The organism is Biomaibacter sp. TOL (assembly GCF_059717795.1).
In genome coordinates this window covers 209,882-226,019 of record NZ_AP046092.1, presented here as the reverse complement: position 1 = coordinate 226,019, position 16,138 = coordinate 209,882, and the positions used below count along the sequence as shown (strand labels likewise).

Sequence of the window (16,138 nt, the reverse complement as noted above, 5' to 3'; positions counted from 1 at the left end):
TGGTTTTTTTGTAAAAAATATTTTAAAATGGTCGGGGCGGCGGGATTTGAACCCACGACCTTTCGGACCCGAACCGAACGCGCTACCAAACTGCGCTACGCCCCGACGAATGTTATTATACTACAAACATCTATTTTTTTCAAATGCTTTTTTTACTTTTTGTGGCGATTATTATAAAAAATCTTTGATTCTAAACCCTCGGGCACAAGGCGAAAGATTTAAATCGGTAGATTTTTTGAGATGCGTTACAGAAAGCCATATATTAAGGAATATTTATACTTTCCTACGCATTATAATGTTACGTTGAAAATCACGGCATGGCTTTTAATCCGGACTTTGCGGCTCGGATTGTATACCGGCTATCATGAGGGGAATTATAAAACAAAGGGATTAATGAAGCAGGAATTTCAAAGAAAAAGTGGAAATTATAATAAATGCAAGACACCATCAAGGAGGTTAAAAATTTGAAGGATATTTTTGCTCACAGGACATTGAAAAACGGCATCAATCTTTTTATTCATTCCACCGACAAATTTAAGACAAATACTTTTTGCATTTTTATCCATCAAAATTTAAAAAGAGAAACCGCCACAATGACCGCTCTTTTACCTTTTGTATTAAAGAGAGGCACCCGCAGTTTCCCCACCTCCAGGCATTTAAGCCTCTATCTGGAAAACCTTTACGGAGCGGATATGGGCGGGGATATATTAAAAAGGGGTGAGAGGCAGATATTGCAATTCTTCCTGGAGACGGTAAACCGTAAATATATTTGCGGAAAAGATATAATGGAAGACAGCCTCAACGTCTTTAAAGAACTTGTGTTAAATCCGGTTTTGGAAGACGGGGGTTTTAAGGGCGCATATGTGGAGCAGGAAAAAGATGTGCTTAGAAGGACCATAGAATCTCTCTACAATGACAAGTTCAATTATGCCGTTGAACGCTGTTTTCAAGAAATGTGCAAAGACGAGGCCTTCAGCATTTACAAGTACGGCAATGTTGAAGACCTCGAAAAAATAGATAAAAACAATTTGTACGGATATTATCTTGACTGCATTCATCATTGTCCCATGGACTTTTTTGTGCTGGGGGATGTTGATGAAGACGAGGTCGCATACAGGGTCGAGAAACTTTTTGATTTTGATCGCGGGGAGGAAAAAAGTGTTAATACATCTTTTTTTAAAAAAGAAATCTTAAGCGAAAAAATCGTCGAAGAAAAGCAAGATGTGAATCAGGGCAAACTGTCAATGGGATTCCGCACCAATACCCGCTATGGTGATGACGACTATTACGCCCTTATGGTGTATAACGGCATCCTGGGAGGAGGGCCTCATTCCAAACTGTTCCAGAATGTCAGAGAAAAAGCCGGCCTTGCTTATTATGCTTTTTCAAAGCTCGAAAAGAATAAAGGACTTATGCTGATCGGCTGCGGTATAGATTTTTCAAATTTTGACAGAGCGGTGGGAATTATAAAAGAGCAGCTTGAAGACATTAAAGCCGGAAAGATCTCTAACTATGAATTCGACAGTACAGTGAAAAGCCTTATAAGTTCCCTAAAAGAGACTGCCGACAGCCCGTCCATGATTATTAGCCTATATCTTGACGGCATAATCAACGGCGTCAGAGAATCGACAGAAGACATGATCAGGAAAATACAAAGTGTGTCAAAAGATGATGTCCGGAAGGTGGCACAAAAAATTAATCTTGATACCATATTTTTCCTCAATAAAAAGTGAAATGATGAACATAAAAAAGCCAGTTGAAAGGTGGAAGATAAATGGATACTTTTTTAGGAGAACGCTTGTATTCTCACAGGTCCAATAACGGCCTAATGACCTTTGTCCTTCCTAAGAAGAATTTTAACAAGGTTTTTGCGATGTACTCCACCCGTTACGGTTCCATAGACAGCGAATTTATTGTGCCCGGCACCGGGGAGCATCTTAAAGTCCCCGAAGGCATAGCACATTTTCTAGAACATAAGATGTTCGAAATGGAATACGGCAATGTCTTTGATAAATTTGCGGAATTGGGCGCTTCATCCAATGCTTTTACAAATTATACCAATACCACCTACCTTTTTTCGGCCACTTCATTCTTTGAACAGAATCTCAATTTGCTGCTGGAGTTCGTGGAAACGCCATATTTCACCAGGGAAAGTGTTGAAAAAGAAAAAGGGATTATCACGCAGGAACTCAGGATGTATGAAGACGAACCCGAATGGCAGGTGCTTTTAAATCTTTTGAGGTGCCTCTACCATAACCATCCCGTCAGGATTGACATCGGCGGGACTGTGGAATCCATACAAAAGATCGATGTGGATACCCTGTATAAATGCTATAACACCTTTTACCATCCCAGCAACATGATATTGTTCGTTACAGGATGCATAGAACCGGAAGAGGTTTTCAGTCTGGTTGAAAAACATGAGAACAAAAAACATATGGGTGCTCAACCTCCCATTGAGAGGATTTATCCCGAAGAACCGGGCTTTATCAACACCGCGGCTTCCACGGTAAGGCTCGATGTGTCGGAACCGATGTTTTTAATGGGATTTAAAGATACGGATGTGGGCTACGACGGATATGAATTGCTGAAAAAAGAATTGAGCATTGGAATATTAATGGAAGTGCTTTTTGGAAAAAGTTCCGAGATGTATGAAAGATTGTATGAAGAAGGGTTGATAGACGACAGGTTCAGTTTTAGTTATGAAGGCCAGAAAGACTATGGTTTTTGCACCATCGGCGGTGAGACCAGGGATCCGGAAAGACTTCACAAAGAAATCCTGGAAAGCATTTCAAAAAATAAGGATAGAGGGATTTCAAAAGAAGATTTTACTAGGGTAAAGAAGAAATTTCTCGGGGATTTTATTCAGGGATTTAATTCAGTGGAATTTATCGCCACTTCATTTGTGTCGTATTATCATAAGAACATCGATATTTTCGATTATATGAAAGCCCTTGAAGATATCAAATTCGAAGACGTTGTGGGGAGGCTTTATTCTTTTTTTGACTTTTCAAGGCATGCCGCATCTACCGTGATGCCGAAATAAAAAAAGCTATATTTTAAAAGATGGATTTTGAAAATCCATCTTTTTTTTTTAAAATTTTTTTCTATAACAGGAAGGATTTTTAAAATATTCCTAGAATAGATAAAGTGGAATAAAGTGGAGGAAAGTGGATTATAAAGATATATAAGTGGAGTGAAACGACATGTTTATGGGGCAGTTCCAGCACTCACTGGACCCTAAGGGAAGATTGATTATACCAGCCCGGTTCAGAGAACTACTGGGAGATACATTTATTCTTACAAAGGGTTTAGACCGCTGTCTGTTTGTATATCCTAAAGATGAATGGGCGGTGCTGGAACAGAAGCTCAAATCCCTTCCTTTCACCCAGAAGGATGCCAGGGCGTTCATTCGGTTTTTCTTTTCAGGAGCAGTGGAGATTGAAATGGATAAACAGGGCAGGATACTGGTCCCGCCGCAGCTGAGAGAATATGCCGGAATTGACAGGGACATCATAATCATCGGCGTTTCAAACAGGGCTGAAATCTGGAGCCTGGAGGAATGGGAGGCTTACAGTAAACAGGCTTCGGCGTCTTATGAGGAAATAGCAGAAAAACTGGATTTAGGTTTGTAGCATGGGTGGTAAGATATGGACTACAGATATCACAGGCCGGTGCTTTTGAATGAAACAATAGACATGCTCTCGGTAAAACCAGGGGGCATTTATGTCGATGCTACTCTGGGGGGCGGCGGGCATTTCATGGAAATCCTGAAAAGGGCCCGGGGAGAAGGCAGGTTTATCGGCGTAGACTGGGATGAAGACGCAATATCGAACGCCAGAAGCACATTTTCAAAATATGGTGGGAAAATAGAGTTAGTGCATGACAATTTTAAAAATATAAAACGAATAATCGAAACACTCAATATTGACGGCATCGACGGCATAGTTTTTGATTTGGGAGTTTCGTCTTTTCAGTTGGACGAAGAATCGCGCGGTTTTTCCTATATGAAGGATGCGCCCCTCGACATGCGGATGGATAAAAGAGCGGGGCTTACTGCGGAACAAGTAGTAAATGAGATGGACCGGGAAACTCTTAAAAAAATTTTTAAAGAATACGGCGAAGAAGTCTGGGCTGGCAGAATAGCTGATTTTATATGCGAAAGGAGAAAAAAGGACAAAATTACAACCACAGGCCGGCTGGTAGAAATTATTAAGGATGCCATTCCGGCCCGTGCCCGCAGACAGGGGCCTCATCCAGCCAAAAGGGTATTTCAGGCTTTGCGGATTTATGTCAACGGAGAGCTGGAAATATTGGAGTCCAGTTTAAAGGACGCCGTGGATGTATTAGTGCCCGGGGGAAGGATATGTGTCATAACCTTTCATTCTCTGGAAGACAGAATCGTAAAAAATACGTTCAAGCATCTGGCGGTTGGCTGTATATGCCCCAAGGATGCTCCCATCTGCACCTGCGGCCATAAAAAGACAATAAAAGTTTTGACACACAAGCCTGTGCTTCCCTCACCCGGAGAAATCGAAGAAAATCCCCGCTCCAGGAGCGCAAAGCTCAGGGTGGCTGAAAAGCTCAGGTTCTAAAATGTCGAAGGAGTGAATAAAGTGGTAGTAGCAGAAAAAGTTGAAAGACGGCAATGGTACAGACAAAGATACGAACAAAATTACAATGTTCCTGAAGGCCGTAGCAAAACACATCCCTATAAAAAAGGGCGGTTGATGCTTGCCCTCGGCATTATAGCAATTATCTCGATAATAATACTTTCGCGATATTCAATGATAACCGAAAACCAGTACAGAATCAGCAAATTGAAGGCGGAACTCGCCGATTTGAACGCTCAAAATGAAAGGCTCCGGGTTGAAGCCGCTAACTTGAGTTCCGTAGCCAGAATTGAAGATATAGCGAGGAACAAATTAAATATGAAAGCGCCTGAAAGCCGTCAAATAATTTATTTAAATACGAACTAGCTCAAAAATTGATTTTTGCGGGTGATTTGAAATGGTTCCTTTATCACAGATTAAAAGGAGATTGGTTGTGCTCCTTTTATTTTCATTAATTGCCGGTTTTACCATGATGGGGAGGGTTTTCTGGATACAGCTTGTTCGAAGTGATGAACTTAAGGCTCGAGCTCAGGATCAATGGACAAGTGATGTTCCCGTGGAACCGCAGAGAGGAACCATTCTGGACAGAAACAACAATCCGCTTGCTATAAGCGCCACGGTAGATACCGTGATGGCAAGCCCGCCGGATATCACGGATGTTGAAAAGACCGCCGCACTTCTTTCTTCAGCGCTTGACATGGACAAAGAGGAAATTGTTCGAATCATATCCGAATCAAAAGCAAAAAAGAGGGCTGCGATTTACATAAAACGCAAGATAACGGATGAAGAGTCGGAAAAAGTGCGCAAGCTGGATCTGAAAGGGATTTATTTTACAAAAGAAAATAAGCGTTTCTATCCTGAGAGAAATCTGGCATCTCATATACTGGGATTCACCGGCATAGACAGCCAGGGGCTTGATGGGGTTGAACTGATATACGACAAATATTTAAAAGGAGTCCCGGGTAGAATAGTAACCGAAACTGACGCATTGAGCCGCAAGTTGCCTTTTGGCAATGAACAGTATGTCCCGCCGGAGGATGGGTACAATTTGCAGCTTACAATTGACAAGGTCATACAGCATATAGCGGAAAGGGAACTGGAGAAAGCAATTGCGGAGCACAATGCGAAAAAGGGCACTATCATTGTGATGGACCCCGGGACCGGAGAGATACTGGCCCTTGCCAACAAACCCGACTATGACCCGAACGATTACAAAAAATATACCCCAAAGTTATGGCGCAATCCGGCAGTCTCCGATGTGTATGAACCCGGGTCCACATTCAAGATAGTTACTGCATCAGCAGGTCTTGAAGAGGATGTGGTCCATCCGGAGGATAAGTTTTATTGCCCGGGATATGCCATCGTCTCCGGCGTCCGGATAGGATGTTGGCTGCACGGAGGCCATGGAAGCCAGACCTTTATTCAGGTGGTTGAAAATTCCTGCAATCCTGGCTTTATAGAGGTTGCTCAAAAACTTGGCAAGGAAAGGTTTATAAAATATATAAAAGGATTCGGCTTCGGCCAGACCACCGGTATCGATCTGCCGGGGGAATCTTCCGGCCTGTTTAATCCTTCCAAAATGGGCCCTGTGGAACTGGCCACTATTTCTTTCGGGCAGGGCATTTCGGTGACGCCGATTCAGCTAATAACAGCACTATCAGCCATTGCAAATGACGGTAAAATGGTGCAGCCCCATGTGGCCAAAGCCATAATAGATAAAAATGGAAAGGTAATCCAAGAGTTTGGCACAACACCGGTGAGACAGGTCATATCCTATGAGACTGCACAGGAAATGAAAAAGATACTAGAAAGCGTGGTGACCAACGGCACCGGAGGAAGGGGAAAAATAGAGGGGTTTAGAGTGGCGGGGAAAACGGGGACAGCCGAAAAATACGCAGCAGGCAAGTATGTGGCTTCTTTTGAGGGGTTTGTTCCTGCCGATAATCCGAAGCTGGCCGTACTGGTGATAATAGATGAGCCGTCCGGCGGAATCATCTACGGCGGCCAGATTGCGGGGCCGGTTTTTCAGAAAGTATGTAGCGATGTTCTGAATTATCTTGGAATAAAACCGGAAATTTCCCAGAAACAGGAAAATCTATCAGTCAAAGTGCCGGACTTGAGAAACCTTTTCGTGGAAGATGCCAAAAAGATATTGCAGAAGGAAGGCCTTGCCGTGCGTGTAGAAGGGGAGGGGTATGTGGTTTCAAGCCAGGTGCCTGTACCCGGGACTGAGGTAGATAAAAATACCACTGTGATTTTAAAAGTCACAGATTCAAGGACCAATAAAGACCCGGTGGTGATCCCCGACCTCAGGGGGAGAACGGTAAAAGAATCTACTGATATATTAAATGCGGTAGGTCTTAATATAGATATAGTAGGAAGCGGTTTTGCAGAAAAACAGAATCCTCCCCCCGGCACAGAAGTAGGTATTGGTTCCACTGTAAAAGTGGAGTTCGACAGAAAGCCGTAATCGAATAAATACAATGCTTTTGGAGGATAATATCATAATAAAGAAAGGGATTAAATGTGAAAATAAAAGATCTCATTGAAACAATATCGAATATTGTATATGTAAAAGGTCCGGTAGATGCGGACATTTCCTGTGTGGCTTATGATTCCAGGAAGGTTTCCGAAGGGTGTATTTTCGTGGCCATCAAGGGATTCAATGTAGATGGTCACGATTTTATTCCTCACGCGGTTTCCAAAGGCGCGGTAGCAGTCATCGGCGAACGGGACCTGGAAATACCAGAAATCACATATATAAGGGTAACCGATAGCAGGAAGGCTCTGGCGCAAAGCTGCGCATGGTATTACGGTTATCCCTCCCGAAAACTCGGGATAATTGGGGTGACCGGCACCAATGGTAAAACCACTACTACCTATCTGATAAAGGCTTTGCTGGAACGGGCGGGGTATAAAACGGGCGTGATAGGCACTATCGGAAACCTGATAGGAAATAAATTTCTACATACGGAACGGACAACTCCGGAGTCTCTTGAACTCAACAGCCTTTTTCTGGACATGGTACGAGAGGACGTCAAATATGTGGCTATGGAAGTATCATCCCATTCATTGAAACTTTCCAGGGTTGAAGGTATCGATTTCGAAGTGGGAATATTTACTAATCTTACTCAGGACCATATGGATTTTCACAAAACCTTTGAAGATTATTATGAATCCAAGAGAAAGCTTTTCGACTTTTCAAAAAAGGCAGTGATAAATGTTGATGATAAGAGTGGGAAAAAAATTCTGGGGAGTATAAAAATTCCTGCCCTTTCTTACGGTATCGAAAATGTCGCCGATCTGAGAGCCAGAAATGTCAAAGTGTCTGCCGGAGGGGTTTTTTACGAGGTGGATATCGGGGGTAGAAAATTTTATGTATCATACCGCGTTCCAGGGAGATTCAGCGTTTACAACTCTCTGGCGGCCCTTGGGACGGGCCTTATGCTGGGAATTTCCCCGGAACTTTTGATAAGCGCTCTGGAAAGTGTGAAAGGTGTTCCCGGAAGATTTGAAACAGTGAATATGGGTCAGGATTTTACAGTCATAGTTGATTATTCCCATACGCCCGACAGCCTGGAAAACGCGCTGAAAACCATAAAGAGTTTTGCCACCGGCAGAATAATAACGGTTTTTGGATGCGGCGGAGACCGGGACCGTGAAAAGAGACCGATGATGGGAGGTATTGCCTCGCAACTTTCCGATTATTGCATAATAACCTCCGACAACCCGAGAAGCGAGGAGCCTGAAGCAATTATAGAAGAAATTGAAAAAGGTATTTTCAATAACAATTATGAAAAGATTATAAACAGGAGAGAAGCTATAGCAAAGGCTATAGACATGGCAAAAAAAGGCGATGTGGTATTGATAGCCGGAAAAGGCCATGAAGACTATCAGATTTTAAAAGACAGGATAGTACATTTTGACGACAGGGAAGTGGCTGCTGAATTTTTGGCCAGAAAGGGGAAATCGGGATGATTCCATTGAAAATAGTAGAAGTGATAAAAGAATATACAAAAAAATGTCGAAGATTGTGATATAATCTTGATTAAAGCATCCCGGGCAATGAAGCTTGAGGAAATAACACAGGTTGGTTCTAATGGGGGTTTTAAATTGAAAACCGAGTTTTATGCGGCTGTTGTTAGTTTTTTAATTGTGGCCGTTGCAGGCATATATGCCATTCCAATGTTGACAAGATTTAAATTCGGGCAGACCGTAAGGGTTGACGGTCCGAAAAGGCATCTTAAAAAAATGGGTACACCGACCATGGGGGGAATAATGTTCATTCCCGCTATAACCGCTTCAACGCTACTGTTTTCAGACAGGTCTTATGCTGTATTAATGGCCATTTTCTCGATGGTTGCATTTTCGCTGATAGGTTTTACGGATGACTTTATAAAAATATCAAAGAGAAGATCCCTGGGGCTCCGGGCAAATCATAAAATACTCCTGCAGCTTGTCATATCCGTCATTCTCGCATATTTTGCCGCAGGTTTTTACCCTAAGACTACCGTAATACAGATGCCGGGTTTTTCAAAAGGCATAGATACGGGTATGATGTTCCTGCCTTTTACAATATTTGTCATTCTTGGGACTGTCAACAGTGTCAACCTGACTGACGGTCTCGACGGGCTTGTGTCAGGGATAACAACCGTTATAAGCTTTTTTTATACGTTAATTTCATTTTTTCAGGCAAATTATAATCTAGCAGTATTTGGGGCAGCCATAAGCGGCGGCTGTCTGGGTTTTCTGGTGTATAACCGCCATCCTGCCAGAGTGTTCATGGGGGATACAGGTTCGCTGGGGCTGGGAGGAGCTCTGGCGGCGCTGGCGGTACTTACGGGGACGCAGATTTATTTAGTAATATTCGGCATGATTTTTATAATAGAAACTCTTTCCGTAATCCTTCAGGTGGTGTTTTTCAAGTTGACTGGTAGAAGGATTTTTAAAATGAGCCCGATTCATCATCACTTCGAACTTTTGGGATGGAGTGAGAATAAAGTGGTTTTGACATTTTGGGCTTTTACCCTTGTTACCGGAATCTTCGGTATGGCGCTTTTTAACGCGTTCGGTTCAAGATAAAAGACAAGTCATTGAAGGGGAGTGTAAATATGGATGTAAGGGGCAGGAATATTCTCATTATCGGTCTTGCCCGCAGCGGCATAGCTGCGGCTGTGGAACTTAAAAAAATGGGTGCAAAAGTTACCGGCAGCGACGTTAAACCACGGGAGGCGCTGAAAGATATAGGGCGTTTGGAAACACTAGGAATCACTCTGGTATGCGGTGGTCATCCTCTGAGTTTGCTGGAAGGCTGTGATCTGGTGGTAGTAAGTCCGGGAGTTCCCAGTGACCTTGCCATCCTTGAAGAAGCCCGGAAGAGGGATATCCTGGTCATCAGCGAGCTGGAACTTGGCTACCTTTTTGCAAAAGCACCAATAATTGCTGTGACGGGGACTAACGGAAAAACCACAACCACCACTCTTATCGGGGAAATCCTGAAAAACGATGGGAGAAACATTACCGTAGCAGGGAATATCGGCATCCCGTTGATACGGGAAATTGAAGAAAACATCCGGAAGGATTATCTGGTAGTGGAAGTCAGCAGTTTTCAACTGGAAAATATTTTGCATTTTAAACCTAAAATAAGCGTAATATTAAATATCACCGAGGATCATCTAAATCGTCATAAAACTTTCGAAAACTACATTGAAGCGAAGGCAAGAATATTGGAAAACCAGGATGAGGGAGATTATGCTGTATTAAATTATGATGACCCGATTGTTTTTTCCCTGGCAAAGAGGGCAAAGAGCAAGGTGGTATTTTTCAGCAGGCGGAAGGAACTGGAGAGGGGAATATTTGTCAAAAACAGCGTTATAGTCATAAAGGAAAACGGAAATATGTATCCGATTCTTAAAACCGGAGAATTGGGGATAAAGGGTTCTCACAACCTTGAAAATGCTCTTGCGGCCATAAGTGTCGCATGGATTGCCAGGGTCAATTTGAATAATATGGCCGAGACTTTAAAGGACTTCCGAGGTGTGGAACACAGGCTTGAATATGTGGCTACTGTCGATGGGGTAAAATACATAAACGACTCAAAAGGAACAAATCCCGACGCGGCTCAAAAAGCCGTTGAAGCCATGGAAGAACCAATAGTTCTCATAGCGGGCGGTTACGATAAGAAAAGCGATTTTACGGGTTTTGTAAAATCATTTGATGGGAAAGTAAGAAAACTGATTCTGATTGGAGCCACTGCGGAGACAATAGAAAGAACCGCCAGGGAAAACGGCTTTTTCAACACTCAGCGGGCGGGATCTATGCAGGAGGCTGTTGAACTTGCAAGCAAATCGGCCCGTCCCGGCGATGTGGTGCTTTTGTCGCCCGCCTGCGCCAGTTGGGATATGTTTGAAAATTTTGAGGAACGGGGTCGGATATTCAAAGAAGCTGTTCACTCTTTGAAGCTCAAAAAGGGGTGATCCGAAAATGAAAAATCAAAAGCCGCCGGATTTTGCCATCCTATTTTCCGCAATGGCGCTTTTATGCTTAGGCATAATTATGGTCTTCAGTTCCAGCAGCGTATGGGCTTACTATCTGCATAAGGATAGCCTGTATTTTTTGAAGCGTCAGATGGCCTGGGCGGCTCTTGGCTTTTTGGCCATGATATTTTTCATGAATTACGATTACTGGAATATTAAGAAGTATGAAAAAGCAATTATTATTTTTATGTTTTTACTGCTGCTGGCGGTGCTTGTACCCGGAGTCGGCATGGAACTAAACGGAGCCAGAAGGTGGATAGGAGTGGGCTCCCTTACCGTTCAACCTTCGGAGCTGGCAAAACTCGGCATGGTGATATATCTTGCAGAGGGGCTTGAAAGGAAACAGGATAAAATTAAATATTTTTTTAATGGAATATTGCCATTCCTGATCGTCACGGGAATTGTATGCGGCCTGATAGTTTTGGAACGCCATTTGAGCGCAACGGTGCTGGTAGGTATGAACACCTTTGTTATGCTCTTTGCGGCCGGTGCAAGCCTTTTTCAGCTTCTATTTCTCGGAGCGGCGGGTTTTCTGGCGGTACTTTATCTAATTTTTACGGAAGGTTACCGAATGAGCAGGTTTGTCTCTTTTTTAAATCCGTGGCAGGATGTTCAACATACAGGTTATCATATAGTGCAGTCTCTTTATGCTCTGGGCTCGGGGGGATTAATCGGGGTAGGACTTGGTCACAGCCGACAGAAATTTTTTTATCTGCCCGAACCTCAAACAGACTTTATTTTTGCTATAATAGGAGAAGAACTGGGATTTTTGGGCTCAAGTTTCGTAATTTTGCTCTTCATGTTTTTTATCTGGCGCGGATACAGGACGGCTTTGGCGGCTCCGGACCTTTTTGGAAAGTTTCTCGCTGTGGGGCTTACGACACTTATAACTTTACAGTTTTTGATTAATATCGCCGTCGTTACGGCGTCAATGCCGGTTACAGGGATGCCGCTGCCGTTTATAAGTTATGGCGGGTCGTCGCTGGTTATTACCATGTCGCAGGTGGGTATTTTGTTGAATATATCAAGATTCACGGAGGCAAAATAAAATGCAAAAAAAAAGTTTTGTTTTAGCCGGTGGAGGGACAGGGGGGCATATATATCCTGCCATTGCCATAGCTTCGGGCCTTAAGCGGGATTTTCCTGATGCGGAAATTGTTTTTGTGGGAACAGACAGAGGCCTTGAAAAAGATCTGATACCGAAAGCGGGATTTAATTTAAAAAAAATCAGGGTTAAAGGTTTTAACCGGAAACTATCAATTGACACCCTTTCTTCGATAAAGGAATTGTTTCTGGGCGGCCTTGATTCTATTAAAATATTAAGGCAAATCAAACCGGACCTTGTTATCGGGACTGGGGGGTATGTGGCTGGTCCCGTTATATTTTTTGCGTCGGTAATGGGAATACCAACGATTATACATGAACAAAATGTTAAACCGGGATTTACAAATCGATTTCTTTCCAAATTTGCGGATAAGATTATCATAAGCTTCAATGATTCAATAAAATATTTTCCTAGAAAAAAGGTCGTACTGGCGGGAAATCCGGTCAGGACCGAGATAACCAGGGGAAATCGTGAAGAAGCGTTGAAGGAATATTGTTTGAGGTCCGACATGCCGGTAGTACTGTGTTTTGGAGGAAGTCAGGGAGCCGCCCGCTTGAACGATGCAATGATTTACGTAATAGAAGAGGCAGTGCGCAAAAAAATGTTTCAGGTGATTCTTGTTACTGGCCAGAAACATTATGATAAATACAGCCAATTATTGGAAAATAAAGGAATAGATACGGGCGTTTCCGGGAATATTAAATTAAAACCGTATGTCTATGATATGAAGAACGCATATGCGGCATCTGATCTGGTGATTGCCCGAGCCGGAGCCATAAGCATCTCAGAAATAACTCTGTGCGGTAAACCTTCTATTTTGATACCGTATCCGAAGGCTGCCGGCCGTCATCAAGATTTTAATGCTCGTTTTTTAGAAAAAAATGGAGCCGCAACGGTCATTGCCGATAAAGACTTGACTGGCGAACGGCTGCTAAAGGCTATAGAGAGCATTATTCTGGACAAAAGAAAACTTTTCAATATGGCCGAGGCCAGCAGGAAACTTTCGAAACCCGATGCCCTTGAAATAATACTTGGTGAAATAAAAAAACTGATATTATAAACAGTTTACTTGAACTTTTACATATGTTAAGATGATTGTGTACAAGCGCAGAAGAGAGTAACAATCATTTTTTCATTTGCATATCATAATATATACCTCATTTATCGGTTTTATGGAAGGAGAGAAACAATTTGCTTGGCAATTATAATCGAATTCACTTCATCGGAATAGGCGGAACCGGTATGAGCGGTATAGCGAAAATCCTTATGAATATGGGATATGAGGTTTCCGGATCGGATCTAAAAGAATCGGAGGCTCTACACCGCCTGAGAGATACGGGAGCGAAAGTCCATATAGGACACCGTGCTGCCAATGTGGCGGGAGCAGATCTGGTTGTGCTTTCATCAGCCATTCCAGGTACCAACCCGGAATATATCGAAGCTATCGAGTCCAAAATTCCTGTGGTTCACAGAGCGGACATACTGAGCCTGCTCATGGCCCCTAAAAAAGGCATAGCCATATCGGGAGCGCATGGAAAAACCACCACCACTTCGATGATATCTTTAATTTTAGAAAAATGCGGATTGGATCCGACGGTAATAATAGGCGGAGAACTGAATGATATCGGAGGCAACGCCACACTGGGTATAGGCGATTTTTTGGTGGCTGAAGCCGATGAGAGTGACGGCTCTTTTTTGAAACTCAACCCGTTTATAGCTGTAGTGACAAACATTGAAAACGACCATCTCGACTATTACAGGAACATGGAAAATATGAAAGAGGCCTTTAAGAGATTTGTAAAAAATATCAAGGATGGAGGATTTGCCGTTCTTGGAATAGATAATGAAAATGTAAGGGATATAATTAAAGATATAGACAGAGAATATTATACTTACGGCATAAATTCGGCGGCGGACTATATGCCGAAGAATATTGTAATAGACGGGCTTAAAACTTTTTTTGATATTTATTTCAGGGAAAAATTATTGGGTAAAGTGGAACTTCACGTGCCCGGCGTGCATAATATATTTAATGCAACGGCGGCAGTGGCAGTGGCTGATAGATTAGGCTTGAATTTTGAAGAAATGGCAGGGGCTTTAAAGACTTTCAGAGGAGTGCAGCGGCGGTTTCAGATCATTGGAGATATTAACAATATAAAAGTTATAGATGATTACGGCCACCACCCCACAGAAATTAAAGCTACTTTAAAGGCGGCCAAATCATGCAATCCAAGAAAGATATACGCTATTTTCCAACCTCATAGATATACAAGGACAAAAATACTGGCCGATGAATTCGGAAAGGCTTTTTTAGATGCGGACGAAGTCATAATTACCAGGATTTACAGTGCGGGGGAAAATCCGATACCGGGTGTGTCGTCCGAGCTTATATACGATGCGGTTAAGAGAAATGGCACGCCGGTCACATATGTCGACGAAAAACAGGATATACCGGGACTAATAATTGATAAACTTCTACCAGGAGACTTCGTCTTGACAATAGGAGCGGGAGACATATTTACCGTAGCCTTCAGTATTGCAGATAAATTAAGAAACATTATCAAGGGAGGGAAACGGTAATTTTCGGAGGTGAAATGTAAGTGGGGGCTTATATCATCACCGGAGGCAGGAGCCTTGCCGGTGAAGTCAGGGTTCAGGGTTCAAAAAACTCCAGTCTTCCCATTCTTGCTTCCACATTGTTGAATGCAGGTAAAAATGTGATAAAAGATGTGCCGGATTTAAGGGATATAAAGGTAATGACCGATATATTGGAAAAACTAGGAGCAAAAGTTTGTAAAAAAGGGAATATATTGGAGGTGGATTCCGCCGGGGTAAATATATGGGAAGTTCCGGAAGACCTGATGAGGGAGATGCGCTCTTCCATTGTGTTAATGGGAGCCCTGCTTGGTAGATTTAAAAAAGTAAGAGTATCCTACCCGGGGGGATGCGAGATAGGGCCGAGGCCTATTGACCTTCATTTGAAAGGTCTTGCTCTCATGGGAGTCACTTTAAGAGAGAAACATGGTTTTATCTATGCCGAAGCGCCGGTTTTGAAGGGAGCGGATATACATCTGGATTTCCCAAGCGTGGGAGCCACCGAAAATTTGATGATGGCTGGAGTGCTTGCCGAGGGCAGGACAGTAATAAGAAACGCAGCTAAAGAACCGGAAATTGTAGATTTGCAGAACTTTTTAAACAGGATGGGCGCACAAATCAAAGGAGCTGGAACCGACACTATCAAAATCGACGGGTGCGCTTTTGACAAATTAAAAACAGTGGATGATTATATGGTGATACCTGACCGCATTGTGGCGGGAACTTATCTGGTGGCTGCCGCCATTACAAGAGGGCAGGTTACATTGAAAAATGTGGTTAAGGAACATATGGAGCCAATTCTGGCAAAATTGCGGGAAACGGGATGCAAGCTGGTATGCGGAGAAGATTATATTAACTTAAAAGCGGATACCACATTGAAATCCCTGGACAGTTTGAGGACCCTTCCCTATCCGGGTTTTCCAACGGATATGCAGGCGCCCATGATGGCCCTTCTTACAACTGTAGAAGGCACTTCCATATTGACTGAAACCGTATTTGAAAACCGCTTTAAACATGCGGAAGAATTGAGAAGGATGGGAGCAAACATAACCATAAACGGGAACACTGCAATTATCAAAGGCGTCAGGAGGCTGACGGGCGCCATAGTGGAAGCTAAAGACCTCAGGGCGGGAGCGGCATTGGTCCTGGCAGCCCTGGCAGCGGAAGGACAGACTACGGTAATAGGTTTAGGACATGTGGAAAGGGGATATGAAAGATTGGAAGACAACCTTATCTCCCTGGGTGCGGAAATTGTCAAAAGAGAATAAAAACAATAAAGTTTATAAACT

General features: G+C 43.0%; 13 protein-coding genes and 1 tRNA gene. 13 read left to right on the top strand and 1 reads right to left on the bottom strand.

The features are described 5' to 3' along the window. Positions 1-28 precede the first annotated feature (28 nt). Positions 29-105, bottom strand: a tRNA-Pro gene (locus tag AC6I1H_RS01225). A 359-nt stretch (positions 106-464) separates the two neighbouring features. Between AC6I1H_RS01225 and yfmF the strand changes: the two genes are divergently transcribed. The 13 genes from yfmF to murA all read left to right on the top strand — a co-directional run bounded on the left by yfmF (position 465) and on the right by murA (position 16,117). After that, positions 465-1,733 carry an EF-P 5-aminopentanol modification-associated protein YfmF gene (gene yfmF, locus AC6I1H_RS01220; protein WP_497739245.1) on the top strand — a complete coding sequence of 423 codons (1,269 nt, stop codon included), beginning with the start codon at positions 465-467 and terminating at the stop codon, positions 1,731-1,733. Positions 1,734-1,774: 41 nt separating this feature from the next. Further along, on the top strand, positions 1,775-3,046 hold the full coding sequence (gene yfmH, locus AC6I1H_RS01215; protein ID WP_497739244.1) for an EF-P 5-aminopentanol modification-associated protein YfmH: 1,272 nt from the start codon (positions 1,775-1,777) through the stop codon (positions 3,044-3,046). 160 nt (positions 3,047-3,206) lie between these two features. Next, complete coding sequence (mraZ, locus tag AC6I1H_RS01210) at positions 3,207-3,635, top strand: division/cell wall cluster transcriptional repressor MraZ (RefSeq protein ID WP_497739243.1); 429 nt, start codon at positions 3,207-3,209, stop codon at positions 3,633-3,635. A gap of 15 nt (positions 3,636-3,650) precedes the next feature. Further along, positions 3,651-4,595, top strand: a complete 945-nt coding sequence (rsmH, locus tag AC6I1H_RS01205; RefSeq protein WP_497739242.1) for a 16S rRNA (cytosine(1402)-N(4))-methyltransferase RsmH — start codon at positions 3,651-3,653, stop codon at positions 4,593-4,595. A 21-nt stretch (positions 4,596-4,616) separates the two neighbouring features. Further along, on the top strand, positions 4,617-4,979 hold the full coding sequence (gene ftsL, locus AC6I1H_RS01200) for a cell division protein FtsL (RefSeq protein ID WP_497739241.1): 363 nt from the start codon (positions 4,617-4,619) through the stop codon (positions 4,977-4,979). 31 nt (positions 4,980-5,010) lie between these two features. Then, positions 5,011-7,083 (top strand): stage V sporulation protein D, encoded by a 2,073-nt coding sequence (locus AC6I1H_RS01195; protein ID WP_497739240.1) that lies wholly within the window; start codon positions 5,011-5,013, stop codon positions 7,081-7,083. A gap of 56 nt (positions 7,084-7,139) precedes the next feature. Continuing rightward, positions 7,140-8,591, top strand: coding sequence for a UDP-N-acetylmuramoyl-L-alanyl-D-glutamate--2,6-diaminopimelate ligase (locus tag AC6I1H_RS01190; protein WP_497739239.1), 1,452 nt, complete (start codon positions 7,140-7,142; stop codon positions 8,589-8,591). Between the two features lie 135 nt (positions 8,592-8,726). After that, positions 8,727-9,695, top strand: coding sequence for a phospho-N-acetylmuramoyl-pentapeptide-transferase (gene mraY / locus AC6I1H_RS01185; protein ID WP_497739238.1), 969 nt, complete (start codon positions 8,727-8,729; stop codon positions 9,693-9,695). Between the two features lie 29 nt (positions 9,696-9,724). Beyond that, a complete protein-coding gene (gene murD, locus AC6I1H_RS01180) occupies positions 9,725-11,089 on the top strand; it encodes a UDP-N-acetylmuramoyl-L-alanine--D-glutamate ligase (RefSeq protein ID WP_497739237.1) in 1,365 nt (454 codons plus the stop codon). A 7-nt stretch (positions 11,090-11,096) separates the two neighbouring features. Then, entirely contained in the window at positions 11,097-12,197 is a 1,101-nt protein-coding gene (gene spoVE / locus AC6I1H_RS01175) for a stage V sporulation protein E (RefSeq protein WP_497739236.1), read from the top strand. 1 nt (position 12,198) lies between these two features. Further along, on the top strand, positions 12,199-13,314 hold the full coding sequence (gene murG, locus AC6I1H_RS01170) for an undecaprenyldiphospho-muramoylpentapeptide beta-N-acetylglucosaminyltransferase (protein ID WP_497739235.1): 1,116 nt from the start codon (positions 12,199-12,201) through the stop codon (positions 13,312-13,314). Positions 13,315-13,445: 131 nt separating this feature from the next. Continuing rightward, positions 13,446-14,834, top strand: a complete 1,389-nt coding sequence (gene murC, locus AC6I1H_RS01165; protein ID WP_497739234.1) for a UDP-N-acetylmuramate--L-alanine ligase — start codon at positions 13,446-13,448, stop codon at positions 14,832-14,834. A gap of 20 nt (positions 14,835-14,854) precedes the next feature. Continuing rightward, on the top strand, positions 14,855-16,117 hold the full coding sequence (murA, locus tag AC6I1H_RS01160) for a UDP-N-acetylglucosamine 1-carboxyvinyltransferase (protein WP_497739233.1): 1,263 nt from the start codon (positions 14,855-14,857) through the stop codon (positions 16,115-16,117). The last annotated feature ends 21 nt before the right edge of the window (positions 16,118-16,138 follow it).